General features: G+C 36.1%; 23 protein-coding genes and 1 pseudogene. 20 read left to right on the top strand and 4 right to left on the bottom strand.

Going from position 1 to position 26,675, the window contains the following annotated elements; genetic code table 11:
• Positions 1-132: 132 nt before the first annotated feature.
• The 9 genes from BM121_RS03345 (at position 133) to BM121_RS03305 (ending at position 11,973) form a co-directional block, all read left to right on the top strand.
• Positions 133-1,944, top strand: coding sequence for a cache domain-containing sensor histidine kinase (locus BM121_RS03345; protein ID WP_091481089.1), 1,812 nt, complete (start codon positions 133-135; stop codon positions 1,942-1,944).
• Positions 1,922-3,523: a response regulator transcription factor gene (locus BM121_RS03340; RefSeq protein ID WP_091481087.1), complete on the top strand. Its 1,602-nt coding sequence runs from the start codon at positions 1,922-1,924 to the stop codon at positions 3,521-3,523. The genes BM121_RS03345 and BM121_RS03340 overlap by 23 nt, the downstream gene beginning before the upstream one ends.
• Positions 3,524-3,536: 13 nt before the next feature.
• A complete protein-coding gene (locus tag BM121_RS03335; RefSeq protein WP_091481084.1) occupies positions 3,537-4,868 on the top strand; it encodes an ABC transporter substrate-binding protein in 1,332 nt (443 codons plus the stop codon).
• Between the two features lie 163 nt (positions 4,869-5,031).
• Entirely contained in the window at positions 5,032-5,652 is a 621-nt protein-coding gene (locus BM121_RS03330) for a YesL family protein (RefSeq protein ID WP_091481081.1), read from the top strand.
• A gap of 232 nt (positions 5,653-5,884) precedes the next feature.
• Complete coding sequence (locus BM121_RS03325; RefSeq protein ID WP_091481080.1) at positions 5,885-6,859, top strand: ABC transporter permease; 975 nt, start codon at positions 5,885-5,887, stop codon at positions 6,857-6,859.
• Positions 6,860-6,875: 16 nt separating this feature from the next.
• On the top strand, positions 6,876-7,766 hold the full coding sequence (locus tag BM121_RS03320) for a carbohydrate ABC transporter permease (protein ID WP_091481077.1): 891 nt from the start codon (positions 6,876-6,878) through the stop codon (positions 7,764-7,766).
• 29 nt (positions 7,767-7,795) lie between these two features.
• Positions 7,796-9,397, top strand: a complete 1,602-nt coding sequence (locus BM121_RS03315; RefSeq protein ID WP_245780715.1) for an extracellular solute-binding protein — start codon at positions 7,796-7,798, stop codon at positions 9,395-9,397.
• 5 nt (positions 9,398-9,402) lie between these two features.
• Positions 9,403-10,851, top strand: a complete 1,449-nt coding sequence (locus BM121_RS03310; RefSeq protein WP_091481072.1) for a glycoside hydrolase family 32 protein — start codon at positions 9,403-9,405, stop codon at positions 10,849-10,851.
• A 156-nt stretch (positions 10,852-11,007) separates the two neighbouring features.
• Entirely contained in the window at positions 11,008-11,973 is a 966-nt protein-coding gene (locus tag BM121_RS03305) for a carbohydrate kinase family protein (RefSeq protein ID WP_091481069.1), read from the top strand.
• 99 nt (positions 11,974-12,072) lie between these two features.
• On the opposite strand, the gene BM121_RS21730 is transcribed toward BM121_RS03305, so the two are convergent.
• Positions 12,073-12,219 (bottom strand): BH0509 family protein, encoded by a 147-nt coding sequence (locus tag BM121_RS21730; protein ID WP_139220238.1) that lies wholly within the window; start codon positions 12,217-12,219, stop codon positions 12,073-12,075.
• Positions 12,220-12,481: 262 nt separating this feature from the next.
• On the opposite strand from BM121_RS21730, the gene BM121_RS03300 reads away from it, so the two are divergent.
• From BM121_RS03300 to BM121_RS03290, 3 genes are all read left to right on the top strand, one after another.
• Positions 12,482-13,765 carry an NCS2 family permease gene (locus tag BM121_RS03300; protein ID WP_091481066.1) on the top strand — a complete coding sequence of 428 codons (1,284 nt, stop codon included), beginning with the start codon at positions 12,482-12,484 and terminating at the stop codon, positions 13,763-13,765.
• A gap of 274 nt (positions 13,766-14,039) precedes the next feature.
• Positions 14,040-14,249, top strand: coding sequence for a hypothetical protein (locus BM121_RS03295; protein ID WP_091481063.1), 210 nt, complete (start codon positions 14,040-14,042; stop codon positions 14,247-14,249).
• Positions 14,250-14,273: 24 nt separating this feature from the next.
• Complete coding sequence (locus BM121_RS03290) at positions 14,274-14,648, top strand: hypothetical protein (RefSeq protein ID WP_091481060.1); 375 nt, start codon at positions 14,274-14,276, stop codon at positions 14,646-14,648.
• A gap of 474 nt (positions 14,649-15,122) precedes the next feature.
• Here BM121_RS03290 and BM121_RS03285 read toward each other — a convergent pair whose 3' ends face one another.
• A complete protein-coding gene (locus BM121_RS03285; RefSeq protein WP_091481058.1) occupies positions 15,123-15,659 on the bottom strand; it encodes a GNAT family N-acetyltransferase in 537 nt (178 codons plus the stop codon).
• A 488-nt stretch (positions 15,660-16,147) separates the two neighbouring features.
• Here BM121_RS03285 and BM121_RS03280 point away from each other — a divergent pair, with 488 nt between their 5' ends.
• From BM121_RS03280 to BM121_RS21955, 4 genes and pseudogenes are all read left to right on the top strand, one after another.
• The gene (locus tag BM121_RS03280) at positions 16,148-16,981 is read left to right on the top strand and encodes a metallophosphoesterase family protein (RefSeq protein ID WP_091481055.1); all 834 of its coding nucleotides are present in this window, start codon (positions 16,148-16,150) and stop codon (positions 16,979-16,981) included.
• 322 nt (positions 16,982-17,303) lie between these two features.
• Positions 17,304-17,411: pseudogene (locus BM121_RS03275) on the top strand (IS200/IS605 family transposase); the annotation flags it as partial.
• Between the two features lie 67 nt (positions 17,412-17,478).
• Entirely contained in the window at positions 17,479-18,993 is a 1,515-nt protein-coding gene (locus tag BM121_RS03270; RefSeq protein ID WP_091481053.1) for a transposase, read from the top strand.
• 366 nt (positions 18,994-19,359) lie between these two features.
• A complete protein-coding gene (locus tag BM121_RS21955) occupies positions 19,360-19,500 on the top strand; it encodes a hypothetical protein (protein WP_175495304.1) in 141 nt (46 codons plus the stop codon).
• Between the two features lie 52 nt (positions 19,501-19,552).
• On the opposite strand, the gene codA is transcribed toward BM121_RS21955, so the two are convergent.
• Positions 19,553-20,809, bottom strand: coding sequence for a cytosine deaminase (gene codA, locus BM121_RS03265; protein ID WP_091481051.1), 1,257 nt, complete (start codon positions 20,807-20,809; stop codon positions 19,553-19,555).
• Between the two features lie 3 nt (positions 20,810-20,812).
• Positions 20,813-22,066, bottom strand: coding sequence for a cytosine permease (gene codB, locus BM121_RS03260; RefSeq protein ID WP_091481049.1), 1,254 nt, complete (start codon positions 22,064-22,066; stop codon positions 20,813-20,815).
• Positions 22,067-22,526: 460 nt separating this feature from the next.
• Between codB and BM121_RS03255 the strand changes: the two genes are divergently transcribed.
• The 4 genes from BM121_RS03255 (at position 22,527) to BM121_RS03240 (ending at position 26,654) form a co-directional block, all read left to right on the top strand.
• Positions 22,527-23,414 carry an SMP-30/gluconolactonase/LRE family protein gene (locus BM121_RS03255; protein WP_245780714.1) on the top strand — a complete coding sequence of 296 codons (888 nt, stop codon included), beginning with the start codon at positions 22,527-22,529 and terminating at the stop codon, positions 23,412-23,414.
• Between the two features lie 283 nt (positions 23,415-23,697).
• Positions 23,698-24,762 carry a TRAP transporter substrate-binding protein gene (locus BM121_RS03250; protein WP_091481046.1) on the top strand — a complete coding sequence of 355 codons (1,065 nt, stop codon included), beginning with the start codon at positions 23,698-23,700 and terminating at the stop codon, positions 24,760-24,762.
• 132 nt (positions 24,763-24,894) lie between these two features.
• Positions 24,895-25,407 carry a TRAP transporter small permease gene (locus tag BM121_RS03245; protein ID WP_091481044.1) on the top strand — a complete coding sequence of 171 codons (513 nt, stop codon included), beginning with the start codon at positions 24,895-24,897 and terminating at the stop codon, positions 25,405-25,407.
• Positions 25,404-26,654 (top strand): TRAP transporter large permease, encoded by a 1,251-nt coding sequence (locus tag BM121_RS03240; RefSeq protein ID WP_091481041.1) that lies wholly within the window; start codon positions 25,404-25,406, stop codon positions 26,652-26,654. The genes BM121_RS03245 and BM121_RS03240 overlap by 4 nt, the downstream gene beginning before the upstream one ends.
• Positions 26,655-26,675: the final 21 nt, after the last annotated feature.

Genomic DNA, 26,675 nt, shown 5'->3' with positions numbered 1-26,675 from the left:
GATTGAAGTCTCACCTTGTAATGATAACGCTAAAGAGAGGAATCTTTCCCGTGATATAATGAGAAGTGAAATTAATCTATTTGTTAATTTAATAAAGCTTAAAATGTTCTATCTGTATTTGGAGGAACGAATATGTTTTTTTCATTGCGAAATAAGCTATTTCTAGTGTTTTCTTGTTTATTAACCATCCCGTTTCTTGTTTTGTCTTTAGTTATTCCTAGTTTATTTACTATTTATATTAAAGATCAAACGCAAGAATTAACGGTTGAGATAATGGACCAATTTTCACTTTATATTGATTCCATTACCAAGCAGGCTGAAGATGTAGGACAACAAGTGTTGGTTAACCCGATAACGCAGGAATGGTTACAATTGGAAACAAAACAAAAAGATGATGATACACTGAACATTGCTCGATTATTAGTAAGAAATGAATTAAACGCTTTACTAAGTTCGATGATGGTCAATAACTCTAATAATATTTCAGTGTCCATCTTTACACATGACGGGGAAGGGATTTGGGGAGATTATGCTGATATAGAAAATAACACTTGGTATAGCGAGTTTGAGAATCATAATAAAACATATACACGTTCACATATAGACCCTAATCAACAGTCAGCTGTAATGCGAGATTTGCATATTAATAGTCATCTTATCCCTTTAGTTGATATGAATTCCTTTGGTGATAGCGGTGTTATTAAGGTTAATTTTTCTACAGAATTGATTGAAAATGCATTAGATAAAATAAAGATTGGTGAGCAGGGAAATACTTTTATCGTCAACGAACAGGGAGCAAATGTATTAACAGGGGAAATAAAGACACCTCAAGAGATTGTTACTGATTCTTTAGAAGAGATGAAAGACAGGCAAAACGAGCAAGGATTGTTAGAAATAGAAGGTGATAATGAAAAATATTTATTATTTTATCAACACTTATCAGTAGGTGATTGGATTTTAATGAGTGAAGTTACTGAAGCGGATTTGTTTGCCCATCCCTATCAAATTCAGAAAAGTATGCTTTTACTGAGTTTTGGAGTGTTTTTAATTACCATTATTGCTTCATTTGTCTTTTCATCTTCTATTACTAATCCACTTCGAGAGCTAACGAAAGCAATGAATTACCTGGAGAAGGGGGATTTTAATAGTGCCAAGCAGATTATGCCAACAATAAAATCAGAAAATAATGAAGTACGTTATGTTTTACGTGTATTTGCTCATACGCTCGAACAGTTAAAGAGTTTAATTGATAATGAATATAAAGCTAATATTCGTCGGCGTAATGCAGAGTATAAGGCATTACTGTTGCAAATAAATCCTCATTTTTTAAATAATACCTTGGAAATTATGGGGGGAATGGCAGCTCAAGGTAAGAATAAAGATGTGATGAATGTTAGTGTTTATTTAGGGAAAATGTTGCGATATTCTTTGGATACAAAGTCTAATACTGTCACACTTGGTGAGGAGATACAGTATATTCGTAACTATGCAACTATTTTACAACTTCGATATGAAGATGCGCTCCATATATCTATTGATGAAGATCCGGAATGCAAAAATCTTCCAATTATTAAATTTATTATTCAACCACTAGTTGAAAATGCAGTAAAGTATAGCTTCATTGCCAAAAACCATGCAAAAGTGTATATAAAAACGAGTTATCAATCAAATCATCTCACAATCGTTATAGAAGATGATGGGATAGGAATGTCCGAGGAAGTTATTTATCATTTGATAGATAATGATGATAACAATACTAAATCTAGTACATTGGAAAGTAGCGGAAATAGTATTGGCCTTAAAAATGTCTTGGATCGCTTACAGTTATATTACGGAGAACAATTCTCTTATCAGATAGACTCAGAAATAAATAAAGGGACAAGAATTACGTTAGGTATAAACTATGAGGGAAGGGAAATGAATGAGGAAAGTCATAATTGTTGATGATGAAGCGCAAGTACGTAAAGGACTACATTGGAAGATTGACTGGGAAGAGGAAGATTTTCAAATCGTAGCAGAAGCACCAAATGGCAAGGAGGCACTCGCATTAATTGCTGAGAATAGAATTGATCTGGTACTGACTGATGTTAGAATGCCGATAATGGGCGGAATTGAATTAGCAAAGCAGTGTCAGGAAAATTATCGAAATACGAAAGTTATCGTATTATCAGGTTATTCAGATTTCGAGTATGTGAAGAATTCAATGAAAGAAGGGGTGAGAGATTATTTATTAAAACCAGTAGATCCAGACGAATTACAAGAAGTATTAAAGCGAATGAGACAAGAAATAGAAAATGACAAGAGTAAACAATTAGAATTAGAGAGAGTGCAAAGACTTGTCAGTACCCAACTACAGGAAGTGCAAGAGCAATATTTACTTTACTTAGTGAAAGAAGAATGGCTGCAGCATAGTATTGTCAAAGAAAGATTAAAACAATTAAAATTACACAGTCTTCTGCAGGAAAACGTAAAGGTTCAGTTTATCACAGTGGAGGTACGGGATCTAATCGAGCATTCTAATCGAGTTAAACAATTACAGATGACTTTTCAAATGTTATGTAAAGAAATTGCCGAAAAACAATCTGGTGTCTTATCTTTTTATGATCCCAATTATACGAATATGATCCATTTTTTAAGATTGGTAGATGACTCAAACAACCCGTCTTATTTAGTTAAGTCAGTTCAGCATAATGTGAAAGTTTTACTTAAATTAGAAGCGGTGATTGGTATCGGCAATATTGTGACGGGAATAACCGAATTTAAAATGGGGTATATTTCTAGTTTACTGTCTTGGAGTCAAAGTCAATTAGGAACTCATTCGCAAGTTATTGATGAAACAGTGAAAAAAGAAGGAATTGCCGATTTTTCACCAGAGTTAGAAAAAAGAATAACGAATGCAATTGAACAAACCAATTTGGAACGGTTTAAGTCAGAACTTGAATTGTTGCTTGGCGAAACGAATAAGCAATCTGTGTTATCTTTCTCCATCATGTCAAACAGAATATTATTTTCTTTAAGCGCAATTGCTAAAAAATATGATATGGAAACGACCCAAACACAAAGATTTATATGGGAAAGCCAACAAGCAATTTGGGAACTTAATTCCCAAAAGAGAGTGATGGATCACCTTGTTCAACTTGCACGTATAATCATTGAACAAGTAAGTAATACCCGTATAACCGATGGGAAATTAATTGTTGATGGTGTTAAACGCTACCTAGATCAGCATTATGGAAATGATGTTTCTTTAACCGCCTTATCGGAATTATTTCATATTAATAGTGCTTATTTATCAGAAATTTTCAAGCTTCAAGTTGGTCAAAACTTTAGTGAATATCTTGTTGAAAGACGAATGAAGGAAGCAAAAAAATTTCTAAAAGACCGACATTTAAAGATTATTGATGTTGCTAATTTAGTCGGTTTTTCTAGTTCCGCTTATTTCAGTACAGTTTTTAAGAAACATGTCGGTCAAACACCAGCAGAATATCGTAAGTCTCTAACAGTATTTTCTGATTTTGAATAAAGGGTGTATGCATATGAAAAAAATAGTCTATATCTTAGTCTTCATTTTATTAATTAGTATTGTCACTTGTTATTTATTAATGGTAGTAAAACCACTAACATCTGATCGTGGTCGTCATAGTGCTGAAGAGGTGATAAATGAGGAAGACAAGGTGCACCTGACATTCTGGCGTAATTTTGGTAATTCTGCTGAAAATGAAGCATACAACGAGTTGATTAGTGACTTTGAAACTGCGCATCCTAACATAAATATTAATATGGAAGAAATAGAATATAGTAACTATGAAGTGAAATTGCGTACGGAAATCGTTACTGGAACTGGACCTGATATTATGGCTATCGACAGTCCTAATTTAGCATTGTACGCTAATTCAGGAATTTTGCTATCATTAGATCCTTTTGTGGAAGAAGATGTAGATATAAAGGGAAACTTTCCAGAATCAATCATAGAGGGTTTAACGTATCAAAATGAAATCTACTTAATGCCAATCGTAGAATCTAGTATTGCATTATACTATAATAGGCATATTTTTGAAGAGGCTGGTGTACCTTTTCCAGAGAAAAGTCCTGTAAAGCCTATGACTTGGGAAGAGACTATTGAAATAGCTAAAGCTGTACAAAACAAAGAGCAAGGTGTGTATGGGATTGATCCAGCTCAAGGTTTCAGTAATGGGGAATCTCCAGCTTATTTTAAGTTACCCTTCCTATGGCAGTTCGGTGCTAGTGTATTAAGCCCTGATGGCTCTACAGTAAGTGGTTATCTGGATTCAGAAGAAGCTCTTGCTGCTCTTCAGTTTTACCAAGACTTGTATCATAAAGAAGGAGTCGCAGCACTTGAGTTACCAGATAAAGCTTTCGAAACCAATCAACTGGCAATGACAGTTCTTGGTTCATGGGCATTAATCGATTTGGAAAAAAACGGATTCATATTAGGGGAAGATTTTGGAGTTGCGCCGCTCCCGAAAGCAGATAAACAGGTAGTTCCAAATGGAAGTTGGGCGTTAGGTATTTCCTCTAAAACAGAACACCCTGAAGAAGCTTGGAAGTTTATTCGTTATGTCACAAGCTATGAAGGAATGAAAAAGTATGTAACCATAACTGGAGATATTCCAGCAAGATATTCGGTTGCAGAGGCTTTGCCAGTATTTGATGAATATCCTTACAATATATTTTTGCATCAAGCATATTATTATTCAAGAAATCGTCCTGTAACCCCTGCTTATCCTGATATCAGCACTGCAGTAAAGGAATTATTTGAGGATATTGGTATTGCTAACAAAGATGTTGGGTCTTCTGTTGATGAAGCAGTTGAAACAATTAATAAACGTTTAAAAGAAATAGAGTAACCATAAGATTGATAGATTCCCTTCCTGTATTTAGGAACTTTCAAAGTTCCCAAAAATTTTATATGACATTATCCAAAAATATTATAATCCTAAAAACGCTCCTTTTGTTAAAGTGAAAGTAGTTATAGGCATTAATGGCATTTAGATGAGGGGATGAATCAACATGCTGGAAAAAAGGTGGTATATACGACTGGGGAATTTAGGATTTAATTTAATTTTACTAAATATATTATGGATTACGTTCTCTTTATTAGGTCTCATTGTGTTCGGTTTCTTCCCGTCGACAGTAGCATTATTTGCTGTTATCAGAAAATTTATATTAGAAGATGAGGACATACCAGTTTTACCAGAGTTTATAAAACAGTTCAAAAACGAATTTATGAAATCAAACCTGATGGGATACAGTGTTACTTTCATAGGAGTATTTTTATTTTTAGATTTTAAAATTGTCCAACAAATAAGCAACGATTATTTGCAAATTATGATGTTTAATTTGATTTTGGTCATAGGGATATTCTATGCGATTAGTATATTGTATATTTTTCCGTTGTATGTTCATTTCGATTTTAAGTTGATACAGTATTTTCGATATGCATGCATACTGACAATAGCTCGACCCTTTCACACTATTATGTTGATCGCTTTTCTAGGCGCTATATTATTTATATATATGTATATCCCGGCGTTAATTCTCCTTTTTGGAATCAGTTTGTTTTGCTTTGTCGTAATGAAAATAGCGGCATTATCTTTTCCGAGAAAGCAAGGACTTAAAGAGTCATATTAATAAAAAGCATTCACTATCACTAGTTTGTACTAGTGATTTTTTTGTTTTATCAAAATTTACCATCCAAATATTTTGAAGTTCATCAACCTAAAATATTGAAATAAAACGTTTTCATTATTTGGTATATTAAACACATGAAAGGGTTCGCTAACCCTCAGTGGGGGACAAAAATCCCACTGAGGGAAATCTCACTTTATTCTAAAGAAATCAATTGATCTAAGGAGGACTTCTAATGGGGCAAGGCTGGGATACTTCACCTAAGTCAGATGCACTGACCAAACAGATAAATGAAGGGAGGGAAAAGAAGAAAAGTTCATTAGAATATATCAAAAAGAATTATATTTTGTACTTGTTCTTATTACCTGCTGTTATCTTAGTTTTTATTTTTAATTATATTCCGATGTATGGTGTGACAATCGCATTTAAAGATTTTAGCCCATTAAAGGGAATTATGGGAAGCGAATGGGTAGGTTTTAAACATTTTATCAAGTTTTTGGAATCGCCAAACTTTCATCAAATCTTTATGAATACGATAAAGCTTAGTACATTCGAATTGCTGATTGGCTTCCCGGTACCTGTAATATTAGCTCTAATGTTAAATCAAGTAAGAAGAGCGAATATTAAAAAGAATATTCAGCTAGTGCTTTATGCACCACACTTTATCTCTGTGGTGGTTATTGCTGGTATGACTTTTATATTTTTATCACCTGCAGGACCGTTAAATGTACTATTGACATTAGTAATAGATCGTCCGATTTCCTTCATGTCTGAGCCTGAGTATTTCCGAACCATTTTCATAGCATCTGGAATTTGGCAGTCTGCGGGGTTTGCATCGATTATTTACGTCGCAGCTCTATCGAATGTAGATCCACAATTACATGATGCTGCCACTATTGATGGTGCTTCATTATTTCAACGTATCAGACATATTGATTTGCAAACATTGAAACCAACGATGGCGGTGTTGTTTATTTTAGCTGTTGGAGGAATAATGACGATTGGATTTGAGAAGGCATACTTACTTCAGACTTCGATGAATTTACCTGCATCAGAAATTATTGATACCTACGTTTATAAACGAGGACTGCAAGCTGCTGATTGGTCATTTGGTGCGGCAATTGGTTTATTCAATTCTATAATTAGCCTGGTTCTGTTAGTAACAGTTAATACAGTTGTAAAAAAAGCAAATGGCGAAACCCTTTATTAGAGAGGAGGTAGTGAAAATGAATAATAATCTCATTAATAATTCGGAAACAGACAAAGTGCTACTCTTTATTAATAAGATACTTTTGGTTGTCGTAGTGCTAATTGTTACATTACCTCTTTTGTATGTACTATTAGGTTCCTTTTTACAGCCTGATGTTCTTTTGACGAAAGGACTTTCATTCGACCCCAAACATTGGACAGTTGATGGGTATGTTCGAATTTTTAATGATGGGTCGATCGTGAGAGGATTTATAAATTCTATTTTATATTCAACAGGTTTTACTCTTGTTTCAGTTGGGTTTACTATTCTTGCGGGTTACTCATTATCTATTGATAATCTGGTGGGGAAGAAAATAATTATGCTTTATTTTCTTTTTACCATGTTCTTTAATGGGGGAATGGTTCCTGTCTATTTACTGGTAAAAGATTTAGGTTTGCTTAACAGTCCATGGGCGATTATTTTACCGGGAGCTATTACTGTTTGGAATATTATCTTGGCAAGGACATTCTTTAAAGGCTTGCCTAATGAATTGAAAGAAGCTGCGAGAATTGATGGTGCATCAGATGCTAAGATCTTCATTAGTATTATATTGCCATTAGCGAAACCTATTATTTTTGTTCTTGCACTTTACTCATTTATCGGACAGTGGAATGCCTACTTTGATGCCATGATTTACTTAGAGGATAAAAGTCTGTATCCGTTACAGTTGGTTCTACGTGACATTTTAATTCAAAACGAAATAGAGCCAGGTATGATTGGAGATCAACTGGCGAGAGCAGAATTACAAAGAATTGCAGAAATGATTAAGTATTCTGCCATTGTTATAGCAAGTTTACCATTAATGATCATGTATCCTTTCTTCCAGAAGTATTTTGAAAAAGGTGTCATGGTTGGATCATTAAAATAATAAAAGCGAGGGTTAAAAGGATGAAAAATATGTACAGAAGTTTATTAACACTAACGAGCGTGTTGCTCGGTATTTTATTAATTGCTGGATGTGGTAATAGTGAAAAAGCTTCATCAGAAAACTATGAATTAAATGATATCACGTTCCCTTTAGAGGAGGAAGTAACACTAAAATTCATGACGGAAAGTTCACCAATGGCTCCTGAAGATCCTAATGATAAATTAATTTTACAACGTTTAGAGGAAGAATCAGGAGTACACATAGAATGGAAGAATTATACTGGCGAATCCTTTGCTGAAAAAAGAAATTTAGCAGTAGCAAGCGGTGAATTACCTGATGCAATTATGAATGCAGGTTATAGTGATTATGAATTACTGGACTTAGCGAACGACGAAGCAATTATACCTGTTGAAGATTTAATTGATCAATATATGCCAAATCTGCAGGCGGTATTAGAGCAAGCACCTGAATATCGTGCTATGATGACAGCACCTGATGGTCATATTTATGCTTTTCCTTGGATTGAAGAATTAGGAGCTGGCAAGGAAAGTATCCATTCACTAGATGCTACAGGTTGGATTAATGTTGAATGGTTAGATGAGCTTGGTTTGGATATGCCTTCAACAACTGAAGAACTCAAAGAGGCCCTAGTTGCATTTAAAGAAAATGATATGGCTGGCGATGGCCAAACCATTCCAATGTCATTTATTATCAACCATGGTGGGGAAGATCTTTCATTTTTATTTTCTCCATTTGGTGAGGGCGATAACTGGGATCATACTGTTGTAAGTAACGATGATGAGGTTATATTTACTACTGCACAAGAAGAATACAGGGAAGGAATTAATTATCTACATGAATTATATGAATTAGACTTAATGGATGTAGAAGCTTTTGAGCAAGATTGGAATTCGTATCTAGCTAAGGGTAAAGAAGAAAGATATGGTTTGTATTTTACTTGGGATAAAGCAAATATCACTGGTCAGAACGATAAGTATCAATTGTTGCCGCCGGTAGAAGGTCCTGATGGGCGTAAACATGTTGCTCGTTCGAATGGAATGGGATTTGATCGGGCCCGAATGGTCATTACTAGTGCAAATGAAAATCTAGAATTAACGGCGAAATGGATTGATCAACTATATGATCCTCATCAGTCTGTACAAAATAACTGGGGGACATATGGTGATGAAGAAAAGCAAAATATCTTTGAATATGATGAAGGCGAAAACATGCTAAGACACTTATCTCTAGAAGGAACTGCGCCAGTAGAATTGCGTGAAGAAACTTCGGTTGGTGGACCGTTAGCGATTCTAGATGAATATTATGGTGATGTCACAACAATGCCGGATGATGCAGCGTGGAGATTAGAAATACTTCATGAAGAGCTGGTTCCATATATGAATAATGACAATATTTATCCAAAAGTATTTATGACATTAGAAGAATTAGATGACCTTTCTACCATTGAAGCAGATTTATTTCCTTATGTAGAAAGGAAAAAGGCGGAATGGATCTCAAATGGCAATGTTGATGAGGAATGGGAAGAGTATCTGACAGAATTAGACCGTCTTGGTTATCAAGAATGGTTAGAAATTAAACAAACAGCCTATGATAGAAATGCGAAGGAGTAATAATTATGTCACTAAGTCAAGTGCAAAAATATCGACCACACTTACATTTTTCACCACAAGAAAATTGGATGAATGATCCAAACGGTTTAATTTACTTTAAAGGAGAATACCATCTTTTTTTTCAATACAATCCAAATGACAGCAAATGGGGTCCCATGCATTGGGGCCATGCTGTCAGTAAAGATCTGGTTAAGTGGACAGAGTTACCTATTGCCTTATATCCCGATGAAAATGGCACCATTTTTTCAGGGAGTGCTGTAGTTGATTGGAATAATACCACAGGTTTCTTTCCTGATGAACCGGGGCTTGTCGCGATTTTTACTCATCACTTAGAGAACGAAGTATACATCCCACCAAAGCAATCACAAAGTTTAGCTTATAGTTATGATAATGGAAGGACATGGGTAAAGTATCAACATAATCCTGTATTAGAACATGACTCAAATGTTGATTTCAGAGATCCAAAAGTATTTTGGCATCACTCCTCTAACAAATGGATGATGGTGTTGGCGACTGGTCAAACTATATCTATTTATTCATCTCCTAATTTAATAGATTGGTGTTTTGAAAGTGAGTTTGGAGATAACATTGGATCTCATGACGGGGTTTGGGAGTGTCCGGACTTATTTGAATTACAGGTAGAAAATAGCGAAGAATCTAAGTGGGTACTTTTTGTAAGTATAGGAGATAATCCTAAATTCGAAAAAGGTTCACTTACTCAATATTTTGTCGGGACATTTAATGGTTCTGTATTTCAGGCTGAACATGAGGATGAAAAATGGTTAGATTACGGCAAAGACAATTATGCAGGTGTAAGCTTTTCTGATATACCAGTAGAAGATGGTAGACGTATTTATTTAGGGTGGATGAGTAACTGGCGTTATGCTAATGAGGTACCAACTCAAGGTTGGAGAAGTCAAATGACATTACCTAGGGAACTAGGGATTCGTAAAGTCAAGGATTCCTATTCCGTGATACAGAAACCTGTACAAGAATTAGATGTTTATTTTACGAGAAAAGAAGTAATCAATAATAAATTGATAGATAAGGAACTACGATATGATTTTGATGAATCGTATGGGATGATAACGCTAAATATCGAAAATATGGATGCGACAAAATATGGAGTGGATATTCATCATACACAATCAAATGTAACATCCATAATAATTGATACACAAAAACAATTATTAATATTGGATCGTAAAAATTCAGGCATGAATTCTTTTTCAGATAATTTCTCAATGCCACAAGAAATAAAATTATTTGATACACAAAAGCTTAAACTAAACTTGGTTATTGATTCTTCTTCTATAGAAATATTTGGAAATGGAGGAGAGTTTGCTTTAACAAGCCTAGTATATCCGGATAAAGCATGTGAAGAAATTTCGCTTCATGCTTTAGATGGTGAGATGAAGGTTGAAGAGGGATATCTTTTAAAGCCTAGAACTTAACAATTTTAAAATGTGTGAAGCAAGCCAGAAGACCGAGAAATAAGATTCTGACTTTTTTCTTAGAAGTATGTAGTAGTGAAACTATATAAAAAATGAAAGTTTAAACTGTCTATAGAGACTTGTGAAAGAGTAAATTATAAAAAAGTTGGTGAAAAAATGGTAGATGTAACAGCATTAGGCGAGATTTTAGTTGATTTTACACCAAACGGAGTTAGTGAGCATGGGAATCCGGTTTATGCTGCAAACCCAGGAGGAGCTCCCGGTAATCTATTGGTAGCACTCTCTCGATTAAGTAAAGAAACATCATTTATAGGCTCCGTTGGGAATGATCAGTTTGGAAATATGCTTGAAGAAACATTGTACAACAATGGGGTCAGCACATCGGGCATGGTGTATTCCGATATACATACAACACTTGCAATTGTTCATATAGATGAAAGCGGAGATCGTTCTTTTAGTTTTTGCAGAAATCCAGGAGCAGATACAATGTTATCAAAAGATGATCTAAAGCCTGAATCAATTGCTCAAACTAAGATTTTTCATGTGGGTTCTATTTCGATGACAAACGAGCCATCTAGAAAAGCTACGCGAACAGCTTTAAAAATAGCAAAGGAAAATGGTGTAACTATTTCATATGATCCAAATCTTAGACGTGATTTATGGGATTCTTTAGAAGGGGCAAAGGAAAGAATAGTAGAATTATTATATTATGCAGACATAGTAAAACTCTCAGAGGAAGAACTAGAATTTATAGCAGGTACGAACGAGGTGGAGAAAGGTGCTAAACTGATTTTTCAGCAATATGATGTATCTTTACTTTTTATTACAGCTGGTAGTATAGGGAGCTATTGTTGTAACAAACATGTTATTTTGTTTAAACCAGGATTGTCTATAAAAGCTATCGATACAACCGGATGTGGCGACGCTTTCTTTGCAGGAGTTTTATACAAGATATTAGAAAACAACATGCCATATCAAAATATTTCGGAAAAGGAAATGAGTGAATTACTTCTATTTGGAAACGCTATGGGGGCATATGTTGCTCAAAAACAAGGAGGTATTCCAGCGCTTCCAAATTTAAATGAAATAAGTAAATTTATATCAGAGGTAAAAGAAGAATAATTATTTAAACTAGCAAGATTTTGTATGAATTTTTGCCATTAAAAAACAGCTCTCGGATTTACTTTAACCAAGAGCTGTGTATATATTTTTTTATTAATTTTACATTAAGTCATATACAGAATCTTCGAAATAGAGCCAGTGAAAATATTCAATTTGTTCGTCTGTCATGTTGTATATGGTTTCCTCATTAAATTTGTTTTTCTCTAGTAGGTGTTCCATTTTGTCATTTCTTTCTAATTGGCTCATGCTAAGTCCTCCTCATGCTCCTATTCAAAGAGTTATTCATTTAGTAAAGCGTTTTCATCTCGTTGACTTAATTATAAATCTCAATATGAGATAATGCAAATATCAAATTGAGAACGGTAGGACATGAAGTGATATGAAGTTGTTATGGTTAAGTGAACCTTTCCCGATTAGAGTTGACAAGTTCCCTAAATTTAATACAATATAAGTTGGCTCTTTTATTAGAGCGGGTCGGGAGAGGGACAATTAAATAGAGGGAAATACATTGAGAAAAGATATTTTTCAATTAAAACAACATGAGACGAGTGTAAAACAAGAACTATCTGCTGGATTAATCGGGTTTTTCACGATTGCTTATATTATTGCTGTGAATTCCTTGATTTTATCAGAAGCTGGTGTTCCATTAGAAGGAGCAGTCCTAGGAACCATTCTTACTTCATTTGTTGGTTGTTTGATTATGGGAATATGGGCCAATGCACCAATCCTGATCGTTCCTGGTATGGGTATTAATGCGATGTTTACCTATACGCTTGTACAATCAATGGAACTTACGTGGCAACAGGCGCTCGGTGTAACTGTTGTTTCAGGTCTTGTGTTTACGTTGATTGCATTTTCATCTTTAACGACTGTGATCAAGAATGCGATTCCGGAGTCATTGAAGGAAGCTATTAATATCGGCATCGGTCTGTTTCTTATGTTGATCGGTTTAGAGAAAGGTCATCTGGTTGAACGAGGCGACCAATCAATCCTTGCCTTAGGTGATTTCAGTGATCCCGCTGTCTTTGCGACGATTATTACCTTTATCATTGCGCTAATATTATTTATTCGTAATGTAAAAGGTAACTTTTTATGGACGATTTTGTTTGGTACCGGAATAGCATTCTTTTTAGGAGTACTGCCTTCAAAAGCAAATGAATCGTTCTCACTGCAAGGATATCAGGAAGTATTTTGGGCTTTTTCTTTGGCGGATTGGTCTTCCTTTCCGTATTTAGTAGCGGTATTTTCGATTACAATGGTTGTGTTGTTTGAAAATATTGGCTTAACATATAGCCATGTTGCGGCAACGAATCATCCGGAGAAATTTAAGAAAGCCTTTCAAGCAAATGGGATCTCGGTTATGCTCTCCGGTATGTTTGGCTCCAGCCCGACAGTATCGACTGCCGAAACAACGGCGGCGATTACAGCAGGAGGACGGACAGGCTTAACTACGATTACCACAGGTTTCTTATTTTTAGCTGTAACGTTTTTTATTCCATATATCCAAATGATTCCTTCCAATGCGATTGCACCGGTATTAATTATTATCGGAGGACTTATGGTTCAAGGTATTAAGCAGTTAGACTTACGTGATCTAACGGAGTCTTTCCCTGCGATATTTATTATTGTGATGATACCATTCACCTATAGTATAGCGGATGGAATTGCCATTGGATTCATTCTATATGTGATTTTGAAATTGAGTACTGGCAGTGCAAGAAAAGTATCCTTTACACTTTACGTGATAGCTTGCTTGTTTTTACTCCATTTCATTATTCAGTTTGCTGTTTGAGCCTTTGAAATTTCAAAGGCTCTTTTTTACACTCTCTTAAAAAATTAATTAATTGTAAATGAGTAGAAGTTGGAACCAATCTGCCTAAGCAGCAAACCTGATCTCGTCATATTAGGTGCTAAAAATCGATTACATCCGAATGAAGATGTAATCGAATAATGGTTACCAGAAGAGGATGTAGAAGTTATTTCTGACTATGTTATGATTGCAATACAAAAAAGTAAGGATCAAGTACTCTTTACTATTGGTATGTCTTAAATTTGAGGTGATTTATATGGATGAACTATACTTTAATATTGATGACCGTTCAAAATTATCAAAATTTATAATTGATGGTGCTCCAAGTGAATGGTTATTCTATGCTGAAGAACTAATGGAGTCAGCAGAGATTTTGTGGGAAAGTAATAATGGTTCTATGAAATCCGAAATTCGGGGTCCAGTTTTGGATGAAAAAATAAAATTCAATGAATCAAGGAAAATATAAGGAATATCCAGAACTTATTTTTTATTGGTTGGTTTTGCTATTGAAAATTTGTTGAAAGGATTTATTGTTTTTGATGATCCATCAACAATCACACGAGGGAAAATAAAATCTCACAAAATCACTCTCCTTGTTAAAGAAATAGATGGGATAAGACTTTCTGAAGAAGAACTAGACATATGTAAAAAAGTCGAAGAAGCTATTCCTTATTGGGGAAGATATCCGATACCTTTGGACTATTCTGGTATTGCCCCAGATATAGAGATAACTCCTGAACTAAGACTAATTATAAAAGAAATGTATAATAGGTTAGCATTGCAACTTTACAATAAAGTAAAAGATGGTTGGGACTCTGTAACGAGGGAACGTGTTGTAAATGTTTTTATTAAAAAATATAGTTAGCATTTATTATTGTGCTTTGATCAGTTGTTAAAAATTATGCATTCGGGTATAATGTAAGTAGAAAAGACATATCATAATAAAAACCGTTTGGTACTGGTACACCAAACGGTTAGTGCATAGCCCTTTAAGGGGGCGACTTGCTTAATAAGGTGAAAAATAACCACCCTCATTAGCTGATCAGGCTAGGGTGGTTATTTTTTTGATGAAATGACAGTGTAGCCACGACTAGTGTTGCGGAAGAGATCATCAAAAAATTATCAATACCTTTTTACAAAAAAGTTTAGGATAATCTTCCTCTTTCACTGTTAACATGTGTGTAACGATATGAAAATTGAAGTCAGAATGGTAAAAATGTGCACTCTTTTTTATTTTGCATTTTATAGGGCCTGCCGACACAACGCGAGTTTTATAAGCTAAGGAACCGACTTTTTAAATTTGGCTTGTTCAACTAACGCACCCGTTAGCACAATAAGGCTAACCTTTATTTATTTCAAACCACTCATTTTCTAAAATACTCATTTCCCATAAATTCCAATACTCATCACCTATTTTTCTTGCGTCTCTGAATAATCCCTCTTTTACAAATCCTGATTTTTCATAACATGCAATTGCAGAGGAATTGAAGTCAAACACTCCGAGACTAACTCTATGTAAGCGAAGTTCATCGAATGCAACTTTAAGAATTTCTGTCATCATTTGTTGACCTATCCCTTTTCCCCTTACATTCTTATCACCAACTAAAACTTTTCCAATTCTTGCTGATTTGTTTTTTCTATCAACATTCCCTAACGAAATATGTCCTATGACTTTTCCAGTTTCCTTTTCTATAACGCTATAAACAAAAGTATTAAAATTGTCACTGTTTGCATTGTTTAGGTAGTTTTCTAATTGCAGTTCATCTAATGGAAAACTAAAATTAGGACCTCCCCATTGCAGTAGAAACTCTGGTGTTTCAATCCAATCTATTAGTTGTTGGAAATCTGAACGCTCGAAAAATTTTAATTCAATCATAATAAAGTTCCCCTCGTTTCTTTTGTTCCATTAACCTGCTAGTTAATTTAAGATCAACACTTCACAAACCAATAATTCCTCATAACAAGATTTTACCAGAAAATAACGAGTTATTATTTTTATTTCCTACAAATGTGGAAATAATTCCTTACAACAAGCGAAATATTTTGGAGGGATCATTCCGATCAAAAGACCAAAAAATATTTCCATCCTCTTTTAGGTAGGGGCAAAAAGGGAGACCATCAAACGTCCATCGACGATCAAGAACCTCGTAAATATAGGTCAATTAATATTCGTCTAATAACTGAATAGCTGTCACAGCTGATATCCTGTTGTCATCTTTGAAAGGTGTTCTTTCCAAATTGCTCATTTAACTGGAAATGTAATGTTCTTAACAGTGTATCGCTCATAGGAAATTTACGTTTTTTAACTAAACATTTATATTGCATTAATATTGATAAGTTATCCTCTGGGTAAGGAGGGATAGAATGAAATTTTCTGTATTAGGTGATTTGCATTTTCCAGAAGTTGAGCAAAATGTTCAAGGATTAAAGGAAGCAAAGCGGGATTTTTATCGTTCTTTTCTAGGCCATTTTCTTGATAATGAGGCGGACATGCATATTTCGTTAGGTGATTTAACTAACTTTGGTACTACTGAGGAACTCGAAGGAGTTTATCAGATTATTCATAACAAGCCTAATCATTTTCATCATGTACTAGGGAATCACGATTTATATGGCCAGTCTATAGAAAGGGTGCTGGAGATTACCAAGCAGCCTTTGTATCATACCGTTGCTAAAGATGATGCCATTTTTGCCTTTTTGAATACTGCGAAAGAAATGGACTATGAGGACTGGGGTGGTTCCATAAATCAGGAGCAATTAGATTGGTTTGAAGAGGTAGTCGAAGCTTCTGGTACAAAACCATTATTTGTTTTTGCACATCATCCAGTATATAATACAACTTCTCGCTCGGATATGGATAAATTATCTGTTGACCCTAACATAGATATGTGGCGTATTTTAGATAAGAAAAAAGGTCAAGCTGTTTATTTTAATGGTCATAATCATCAGAATTCTATTGTACATAAAGGTAACTGGACTTTTGTTCAAGTTGCGGCTTGTTTAGATGAACAAGCATGGCGTACTATAGAGATTACAGAAAATCATATCATTATCTCCCATCATAAAGTTATGTCAGAGCAAGCAGATTTTGTCTCTGAACAGATTAATCATTTTCGCCCGTCCCCGGAAGCTGCAGGTACAGATAAAGACGTACAATCTGTAATTCCTATTCTTGCAACCAGTGATATTATTTCATAAAATAAGTACCATTACGTATTATTTAAAAATGAATACTATGATATCTAAAAGGCTGTCATATAAGTAATACTAACTTATAGCAGTCTTTTTGTGAGAACAATGTTCACTAAGATATTCTAAATCACAAAGGCTTACTCTAATGTTACAGATTTTACGAACGAGAAAGCCCACTCCTTTAGGGATGGGATGATAGTGAGTTCGGACTGGGGCGGCCCCTTGCGGGTCGTACATGTCCGACATAACCACTATCCTAGTTCTTTTTTGTTGTGTGTTTTCGTGATTTTATCGTTAATACATACGAACTGTGTGGTATAATAGAACCATGACAGAAGATTATAGGCACACCAAAACAACTGTGAGTCTTCTCAACTATCATTTTGTTTTCTGCCCACGATACAGGAGAAAGATATTCCTGAATGAAGCCGTTGATTGAAGATTTAAACACCTGGTTGAGGTATGTTGAGATGCAACGAAAACGCTAGAAAGGAGGCGACCTCATGGCAAAAGCGAAAACACCAAGCTATGTGCTCGAACTAGAACTTCAAACAAATCAAGCTGAACGAGTCATCTTAGAGAAAAAGATAAAGATAGCTAAACAAATCTATAACGCTTGCCTTGGGTTTGCCCTCAAGCGTTTAGCTGAACTTCGTTCAGACAAAGAATACCATGTGCTAGTTGCTGATAAGTCTGCCAAAGGTAGAACTAAACGACTCAAAGAAATAGAACGGTCACATGGCTATTCTGAGTATCAACTCCATGCATTTGTCGCTCCTATGCAGGCAAAGTATGCCAAAAATATGGGGTCACTCGAAGCACAAAAGTTGGCAACCCGAGCGTTCAAATCAGTTGAAAAACTCAAATACCACCAAGCGAAACGAGTACACTTCAAACGACCGTTTGATGATATGTCGGTTGAAAACAAGAACAATGCAACCGGGATACGTTTCGATGGTGAATTTCTGCTTTGGGGAAAGAAGAACGCTAAGGGTTCGCTCAAACTGAAAGTTTTTATCAAACCAAATGATGAATATGCACACATGGCTCTTTGCGATAAGACAAAGTATTGCCGAGTAGTCATGCGTGAGATTCGAGGGAAACCACGATTCTTCGTACAGCTAATTCAAGAGGGATTGCCACCTACTAAGCGAGATAAAGATACTGGCTTGGAAAAGAATCCAGTAGATACATTTAACAGTCGAGTAGGAATTGATATGGGGACTTCCACTGGTGCTGTCGTATCTGAAGATAAAATTCAACTCGTCGAGTTAGCGGAAGCCTGTAAGGCTGATGCGAAAGAGCTACGTCGTATGGAACGCGCTATGGACCGGTCGAAACGTGCAACGAATCCTCATAACTTCAAAGAAAATGGTGTGGTCAAGAAAGGCGTAAAGTGGTCATTCTCTAACCGCTACATGAAACGGAAAGCGAAAAGAAAAGACTTGCACCGCAAGATAGCTACTAAACGAAAACAGGCACACGAAGAATTGGCGAATGACATATTGTCGCAAGGTTCAGATGTGCGAGTAGAAACGATGCGGTTTCAATCCCTTCAGAAGAAAGCTAAAAAGACAACTCGAAACAAGAAGAATGGGCGTATCGACAAGAAGAAACGATTTGGTAAGAGCTTGTTGAACCATGCACCTGCCATGTTAATCACCATATTAGACCGAAAACTTGGGTATCAAGGAAAATCGGTTAAAAAAATTGATACCTACGCAACAAAAGCCAGTCAATTCAATCATAAAACTGGCGAATATACTAAGAAACAACTAGAGCAACGCTGGAATGACATTCAAGGCTTGTCGATTCAACGAGACCTATATAGTGCTTTCCTTATCGGAAATACAACTGATAGTCTTGATTCCATTGATGTGGATTTATGCGACTCTCAATGGGAACAATTTGTAGAACTGCATAATCGTGAGATTGCACGGCTTCAACAATCTACAAACAAGACACTTCACTGGTTTGTGAAACCAGATAAACAGAGAAAGACCGCTGTAGCGGTCTAAGGTGAATCGATATAGGTTGTCGCTTGGACTGACTGGCACCAAGAGAGTTCTCCTTAAACTCAAGGATTCGATAGTTAAGTCGATGTACGGTCTCTTCGGAGGCTAGGCATGTGTAAGTAGACTAAATGTCATGCGCTATCGTGAAAGACTTGCTGAACCCATTCAGTACTTAGGATGCAAACTCAACCGCAAGGTTGATAAGGTACCTTTGAGACGATGGAACGCTTGTATTCTTCGCGGAACACAAGCTGTAAGTCACCTGCTGTCTAGGTCGTGGGAACCCCACGTCTTTAGGCGTGGGAGCCGTCAGATGACCCACTTACAATCGGTGTGGCAGTATTCCCATCACTAGTGAGGACAAAACAAATGTCAGTAAATGTTATAACAGACGGAGACGAAAGTGGACAAACTATCGAAACAGAAGATAAGAATGGGAATGTGAAGGTGGCACTTGAAGTAGATGCCGAACAATTTGTTGATCATTTTGTTAATAGAATAGTAGGTTAATGTAAAAAGGGAGCTATCTTAGGATAACTCCCTTTTTATTAGAGAAAAGATACTACCTTTCAAAGTCAATTTTTTCTTCCGTATTTATATAAATAGTAGATTCTTTTGGTTTTGTGACTGCTAGTTTCACACCATTACGGTATGATGCTAACACTTCTGTTTGTTTCCGAACTGCATCATAAACATTGTTAGCATTTAATATGATAAAATTGGCTGGTTTTCCAACTTCTATACCATATGTATCTTGGATATCTAATGTTACTGCACTATTTTCAGTAATGAAGTCAAAGGCATCTATAATTTGATGATATCCCATTAAATGGGTTACATGTATTCCCATATGTAATACTTGCAACATATTTCCTGTTCCAAGTGGATACCATGGGTCAAAAATGTCATCATGACCAAAGCTAACATTAAGTCCTGCTTCTGATAATTCCTTAACTCGAGTAATACCACGTCGTTTTGGATAATCATCAAAACGGCCTTGTAAATGAATATTAACGAGTGGATTTGCAATAAAGTTAATATTAGCAAGTCCTAATAGTTTCATTAATTTTGATACATAGGCGCTATTGTAAGAATGCATGGCAGTTGTGTGGCTTGCCGTCACTTTACTACCTAGTCCGCGATTATATGCTTCTGCTGCTACTACTTCAACAAAACGCGATTGTTCATCATCGATTTCATCACAATGAATATCGACTAAGCGGTTATATTTTTCTGCTAAGTCAAACGCAATTTTCATCGATTCTACACCATATTCACGAGTGAATTCGAAGTGCGGAATTCCTCCAACAACGTCGGCTCCCATTTTCAATGCTTCCTCAACCAGTTCGGTACCATTAGGATAAGACAAGTACCCTTCTTGAGGAAAAGCAACCAACTGGAGGTCAATATATTCCTTCATCTCTTCTTTCACTTCGAGCAATGCTTTCATCGCTGTTAAAGATGGGTCACAAACATCGACATGTGTTCTGACATGCTGGATACCTTGTGCGACTTGCCATTTTAATGCTTTCGTTGCCCTTGCTTTCACATCTTCTATAGTCAGTGATTTTTTTCGTTCGGTCCAAGTAGAAATCCCTTCGAAAAGTGTCCCACTTTCATTCCATTTGGGATCACCTGCTGTTAATGTCGTATCAAGATGAACATGTGGTTCAATAAAAGGCGCACTCACTAGTTTTCCACCAATATCTAGCGCACCATCTATTTGTTTTGCTTCTTCTATCTTTGTAAACAACCCATTTTCAATATGAATATTCCAAAGTCCTTCTTGTTTTGGTAATGTTGCATTTTGAAGAATCATGATTTATACCTCTTTTCCTAATTTCATGCTTTTTTCAGCTTTAAAAGATTTTTCTAATACCATTGTCAAACCTATATATAACACAGTTGCACAAATAATGCCATTTAATGGCGGAATCCCTGGTAACCATTGTGCTGATGCAAATCCACCTATCCAAGCAATAATAGCTGGCCAACGAATAACTTGGAATGTCATTTCATTTAATGCTGGGTAACGGCCTTTTCTTAACAAGAAGAAGTCAGCTAATAATATCGCACCTATTGGTGGAAGTGCTGCTCCTAGTAATGTTAACCAATCAACAAAATTATTATATAACCACATCGCAAAGATGGTACCGACAATTCCGTTAAATATAACCACTTTACTTTTTTTGATTTTTGTTATGTTGGAAAAACCTAAACCGGATGCATATAAAGAGTTATCATTTGTTGTCCAAATATTTAATCCTAATACAATAATCGCTGGAACGATCAAACCTTGCACAAACATTACTTCCGAAATATCTCCTAGACCTGTTGAGATGGAACCAATAGCACCGAATAAAAACATTAATGAATTTCCGATGAAAAAGGCAATCAGTGTTGTAATAACAGCTGTCTTTTTTGTTTTAGCGAAACGGGCAAAGTCTGGCGTCAAAGTTCCACCACTTGAGAAAGACCCAACACAAATAGTTAAAGCTGCAGCGAAACCTAATGTTGTTTCAGGTTGATAAGCAAATAATTCGGATATTCCACCTAAATCGCTAATCGCAACTCCAACAGAAATACTTCCTAAAATCGCAATAGCTGGTACAGCGATAAAACTTAATATGGCTAATGCTTTCATGCCAAAGAACGCTGAAAATGTCATTACCATTCCTGCAATAATGATTAATGTTAACATATTAATTCCAGTTACTTTATGAACGGGTACAGCAAACATGGCTAACCCGACTCCAAACCAACCTACTTGTGTAGCACCTAATAAAAATGAAACTAAATAGGATCCTTTTTCACCAAATGCAAAACGTGCAAGCAAGTGAGTAGATAAACCTGTTTTGGCTGCCATAAAGGCTAGTCCACCTGTATATAAACCGAGTATTAGATTTCCGAGTAAAACGATCCAGATAAATTCTTTCATCGTTAATCCTAACCCTAGCTCTCCACCTGAAAGCATGCTTGCAGAGAAGAAAGTAAATCCGAGCATCACCACAAACATTTTTAAAAAGCCATTTCGGTGTGATTGTGGCACAGCTTGTAAAGAAAATTCTTTGTCCATTTTTGGTTCCTCCTTGTCATTGTATTAGTACCAAAGCCGAGCAGTTTATTTGATTGTAAAGTAGTTGTACATGTTGTACTAATAGTTTGGAAGGTTTTTAAACAAATAAAAAAAGCTTCCTGCCCGACTGACAAGAAGCTTTTGGCAAATAGATGCACGTGTTTTGTACACACTTATGCATGCTATTAGCAAATCCGTTGTCCTTGTCAGCCTCACGGGACTGAATTAAAGGTACCAATATATAATTTTAGACATTATCTCAATGTTTACTAGCTTTGTCAATATGTCGTTCTGTTTTTCTCATAACAATAGATCTTTTGTTTCTAACTGTGTATTATGCTTTTATTCTATTATCTAATTACACTATAATAATATTAGAAAAAGAAAGCGCTATAATAGATTCTCCAGCATTCAACTAACCGTGTGCTCGTATGAATGCGAATAGAAGAAGGAGGAAAAAATGGTGAAAGCAGAAGTAGCTTATGAAATCAAAGCATTGCTTGGTGAAGGGCCTTGTTGGGATGAAAGAAATCAGGTATTATACTGGACCGATATTACAGGAGAAGTAATTCATCGATTCAATCCGCAAAAGGAGCAGAACGACACGTTTGAGATTGGTGAGATGGTCGGTGCAGTTGTTGTAGCAGAAGATGGACAATTAGTGTTGGCGGCGGAGAATGGCTTTTATTTTTATGATACTGAAACAAAACAAATGAATGCTATACATGATCCAGAACTAGACAGGCCAGACAATCGATTCAACGACGGTAAGGTGGACCCTGCAGGAAGATTTTGGGCGGGAACGATGCAAAAAAGTGATAATGAGCCAGAAGGCACTTTGTACTGCATGAATCATGCGCTTGAAGTGGAAGCAAAGTTAACTGAACTGAGAACCTCCAATGGTATGGCCTGGGATATGAAATATAGACGAATGTATTTTATCGATACACCGACTAGAAATATTTATGTATTCGAATACGATTTGGAAACTGGAACTATTACGAATCAGCGTGTTGCTTTCCAATTCACCGAAACATATGGTTTTCCGGACGGCATGACAATTGATACCGAAGGCATGCTCTGGATCGCAGGGTGGGGATCAGGAAAAGTAAGCAGATGGAATCCGGAAACTGGAGAGGTTTTGTCTGTGGTAGAAGTGCCAGCCAAAAACATTACATCCTGCACTTTTGGCGGTAAGGATTTTGACACACTATACATTACAACTGCAAGGGAAGGAATGACAGAGGAAGAACTGGGAAAACTTCCATTGTCCGGCAGCCTCTTTTTTATTAAACCGAATGCAAAAGGGTTGGAAGCGAATCGCTTTAAAAACAATCACAACGCATAACCGTAAGACTCGGAATCAATTTGCGATTCCGGGTCTTTCTTCATCTGGTGACGAGGAGTATCCAGCGTGCTTATATTAAGTGGAAAATGGGGAATTTTATTGTGTTGCCCCTGATTGATTCTTAGTGGAGTTGATCAGGGATTTTTGTATTCTTCAACTTTCAAACTGTCTTGAATCCTTCTATCATCATCTCTCAAGATGTTGTTCGTTTATTATTTAGTTATTTTTCAGGACGAGCTTCATATAGTTAATAGTGGAGAGTTTTATAGAGAGGGGTTTTGGTATGAAGAGGCTTTTAATGAGTGTTATGGGATTGATTTTACTTACTCTAGCTGCTTGCAGTTCTTCAGAGCCTAATGGAGATACGGAAGAAGGTAATACAGAGAGTGGTAACAACGAAACAAATGAGGAAACGGAAGCTAATAATGAAGACGGTGAAGAATATGTTTTGAAATTTGCGCATGTGGTGAGCCCTTCTACTGCAAAAGGGAAGGGTGCAGAAAAATTTGGAGAGTTACTTGAAGAGAGAACAGATGGACAAATAGCAGTAGAAATTTACCCGGACTCTCAACTTGGCAGTGATCGAGAGATTCTGGAGCAAATGCAATCTGGTACAGTCCACATGAATGCTCCGTTTACTGGTGTACTGCCAACTTTTGTAGAAGAGTTTGAAGTATTTGATCTGCCTTATCTTTTTGAAGATCGTGAGCATGCTTTTGAAGCAGTCAATGGAGATTTAGGGGATTATCTTAGTGAAAAATTAGAGGAACAAAATTTAAAACTAATTGGTTTCTGGGATGGCGGATTTAAACATTTTACCAACTCGAAAAGACTGATTGAAACGCCAGAAGATTTAGATGGATTAAAGATGCGTGCGTCACAAAGTCCATTATTAATTTCGCAATTTAAAACATTAAATGCGGGTGGAGTATCGATCGACTTTTCGGAATTGTATACTTCCTTACAGACAGGTACTGTCGACGGACAGGAAAACCCTCTATCAAACATTATCAGTCAAAAATTTTATGAAGTGCAAGATTATGTAACGTTAAGTTCTCATGGTTACATGGGGTATCCTCTTATCATTAGCCAGTCTTTCTATGACAGTCTGCCTGGGGAATTGCAGGAAGTGGTGGAAGAAGTGGCGATGGAAGTTACGGAATGGCAATGGGATATGTCAGAAAGTGATGAAGAGGAGTACATGCAAATATTAGAAGAGTCTGACGTCGAAATAAATGAATTGACTAGTGAACAGAAAGAGGCTTTTAAGGATGCATTAAGTGGAGTATTTGATGAATTCCATGATAAATTTGAGGATTCGGATAAGATGATCGAGTTAATCGAATAGAAGGAAAGTGTTGAGGTGGATAAGAGCGAGGGATCGCTCTTATTTCACGCTATAAGTATGTATATAATTTTATGGTTTATAGTATAAAAAAACTTATATGGAAAATTTTCCTAACCATAAAGGGGGCTTTGTATGAAGAAGTTCAATCAAGTCGTCAATCATATTGAAGAATCTTTTGCTGTGTTTTCCATGATAGTCGCTTCTATTTTAATTTTTGTACAAGTTATTTTACGTTATTTATTTAATTTTTCTTTGATTTGGTCGGAAGAGACTGCACGCTTTTTAGTTATTTGGTTGGTGTTGATTGGCAGCAGTATTGCGGTCAGGGAAAAAGGGCATGCGACGGTTGATGCGTTGGTGGCATTTCTTCCATCGGCAGGAAAAAAGTTTTTTTCCATTTTTGCTAATTTAGCAGGTATTGTTTTTTGCTTGATTATGATTTTGGCAGGCTCTGAAATGGTTTCCAGTGTAGTGGAGCTTGGGAATGTTACCCCTGCATTAGGTGTACCAATGGCGATACCGTATCTAACGGTTCCAGTTGGTGGAGGATTGATGTTGTTTCGCTTTGTTCAAATGCTAGTTGTTGATGTAAAGCGATCTTACTCTGATGATCAAGGACAACCAGAGGAGGTCATGGAGAAATGATTTTATTCATTTTTATCGTTTTGCTGCTGATCGGTGCACCTATTGCTATTGCCATTGGAATAGCTAGCTTTGTGGCGATGTATCAGCAAGGAATTTCACTTGATGTCTTTGCGCGAACGCTTTTTTCCGGAATTGATTCTTTTACATTGATGGCAATACCGTTTTTTATTTTCGCTGGAGATTTAATGTTATCTGGAGGAACATCAAGAAGGATCATCGATTTTGCTCGGAAATTGGTTGGGTGGACGACAGGTGGATTACCAATAGCTGGAGTCTTATCCTCGATGTTATTTGCCGCATTGTCAGGTTCTAGCCCTGCGACTGTAGCAGCTATTGGGGGCATAATGATTCCATCATTGCGTGATGCAAATTATTCAAGAAAATTCTCTGTTGGTTTAATGACTGCAGCTGGATCTTTAGGGATAATTATTCCTCCGAGTATTACGTTGCTGGTTTATGGTTCTGCTGCTGAAGTGTCAATTGGAGATCTATTTATTGCGGGAATTATGCCAGGGGTTTTTATAGGATTTGTATTAATTGTCGTCAGTTATGTGATTGCCAAAAAGCAAGGACATCAGCCAGAAAAACGGGTAAGCTTCGGTGAATTGTTGCGATCATTTATCCATGCTTTCTGGGGGATTTTGTTGCCAATCATTGTGCTTGGTGGTATTTATATTGGTATTTTTACTCCGACAGAAGCGGCTGCTGTAGCTATTGTTTATAGTTTTTTAATCGGTTTGTTTGTCTATAAAGAACTAACGTGGAAGAAAATATATAACGTCACGCGAAAGTCTGTGATTACCTCTTCGATGATTATGCTGGTGATTGCAACATCTAACGTGTTCAGTTGGTATTTAACCTATGAAAATATTCCGAAAGAAATCGCAGCCTTTTTCTTAGAATATGCAGATACTAAGGTTGTTTTCCTGCTTATGGTGTTTGTGATTTTGTTAGTGGTTGGGATGTTTATGGATACAAGCGCTGCGGTATTAATTTTCGTTCCGTTGTTTTTACCGATTGTATATGAATTTGGTATTGATCCGATTCACTTTGGAATTATTATGATCGTCACGTTAGCGATTGGGATGCTAACACCTCCATTTGGACTGAACCTTTTTGTTGCTTCAGGTGTGAGTAAAACACCCTTTTCTAATGTTGTTCAAGGAACCTTTCCATTCATTATTGTACTGATTATTGCTGCACTGTTTATTCTATTTATACCGGGGTTATCGCTTTTGTTTATATAAGAATGTTCAAAAATATATATG

The organism is Gracilibacillus orientalis (assembly GCF_900114645.1).
In the GTDB taxonomy this organism is placed as follows: Bacteria; Bacillota; Bacilli; order Bacillales; family Amphibacillaceae; genus Gracilibacillus; species Gracilibacillus orientalis.
The sequence above is the reverse complement of the archived record's forward strand: the minus strand, read 5'-3'. Positions and strand labels throughout refer to the sequence as shown.

What these genes read in the sequence shown, in the direction of transcription:
- BM121_RS03270 (WP_091481053.1), top strand. Translation starts at nt 17,479, where the DNA reads ATGGCAAAAGCGAAAACACCAAGCTATGTGCTCGAACTAGAACTTCAA.
- BM121_RS03285 (WP_091481058.1), bottom strand. Translation starts at nt 15,659, where the DNA reads ATGATTGAATTAAAATTTTTCGAGCGTTCAGATTTCCAACAACTAATA.
- BM121_RS03255 (WP_245780714.1), top strand. Translation starts at nt 22,527, where the DNA reads ATGGTGAAAGCAGAAGTAGCTTATGAAATCAAAGCATTGCTTGGTGAA.
- BM121_RS03305 (WP_091481069.1), top strand. Translation starts at nt 11,008, where the DNA reads ATGGTAGATGTAACAGCATTAGGCGAGATTTTAGTTGATTTTACACCA.
- BM121_RS03245 (WP_091481044.1), top strand. Translation starts at nt 24,895, where the DNA reads ATGAAGAAGTTCAATCAAGTCGTCAATCATATTGAAGAATCTTTTGCT.
- BM121_RS03325 (WP_091481080.1), top strand. Translation starts at nt 5,885, where the DNA reads ATGGGGCAAGGCTGGGATACTTCACCTAAGTCAGATGCACTGACCAAA.
- codB (WP_091481049.1), bottom strand. Translation starts at nt 22,066, where the DNA reads ATGGACAAAGAATTTTCTTTACAAGCTGTGCCACAATCACACCGAAAT.
- BM121_RS03345 (WP_091481089.1), top strand. Translation starts at nt 133, where the DNA reads ATGTTTTTTTCATTGCGAAATAAGCTATTTCTAGTGTTTTCTTGTTTA.
- BM121_RS21955 (WP_175495304.1), top strand. Translation starts at nt 19,360, where the DNA reads ATGTCAGTAAATGTTATAACAGACGGAGACGAAAGTGGACAAACTATC.
- BM121_RS03330 (WP_091481081.1), top strand. Translation starts at nt 5,032, where the DNA reads ATGCTGGAAAAAAGGTGGTATATACGACTGGGGAATTTAGGATTTAAT.
- BM121_RS03335 (WP_091481084.1), top strand. Translation starts at nt 3,537, where the DNA reads ATGAAAAAAATAGTCTATATCTTAGTCTTCATTTTATTAATTAGTATT.
- codA (WP_091481051.1), bottom strand. Translation starts at nt 20,809, where the DNA reads ATGATTCTTCAAAATGCAACATTACCAAAACAAGAAGGACTTTGGAAT.
- BM121_RS03295 (WP_091481063.1), top strand. Translation starts at nt 14,040, where the DNA reads ATGGATGAACTATACTTTAATATTGATGACCGTTCAAAATTATCAAAA.
- BM121_RS03320 (WP_091481077.1), top strand. Translation starts at nt 6,876, where the DNA reads ATGAATAATAATCTCATTAATAATTCGGAAACAGACAAAGTGCTACTC.
- BM121_RS03310 (WP_091481072.1), top strand. Translation starts at nt 9,403, where the DNA reads ATGTCACTAAGTCAAGTGCAAAAATATCGACCACACTTACATTTTTCA.
- BM121_RS03315 (WP_245780715.1), top strand. Translation starts at nt 7,796, where the DNA reads ATGTACAGAAGTTTATTAACACTAACGAGCGTGTTGCTCGGTATTTTA.
- BM121_RS03340 (WP_091481087.1), top strand. Translation starts at nt 1,922, where the DNA reads ATGAGGAAAGTCATAATTGTTGATGATGAAGCGCAAGTACGTAAAGGA.
- BM121_RS03240 (WP_091481041.1), top strand. Translation starts at nt 25,404, where the DNA reads ATGATTTTATTCATTTTTATCGTTTTGCTGCTGATCGGTGCACCTATT.
- BM121_RS03250 (WP_091481046.1), top strand. Translation starts at nt 23,698, where the DNA reads ATGAAGAGGCTTTTAATGAGTGTTATGGGATTGATTTTACTTACTCTA.
- BM121_RS03280 (WP_091481055.1), top strand. Translation starts at nt 16,148, where the DNA reads ATGAAATTTTCTGTATTAGGTGATTTGCATTTTCCAGAAGTTGAGCAA.
- BM121_RS21730 (WP_139220238.1), bottom strand. Translation starts at nt 12,219, where the DNA reads ATGAGCCAATTAGAAAGAAATGACAAAATGGAACACCTACTAGAGAAA.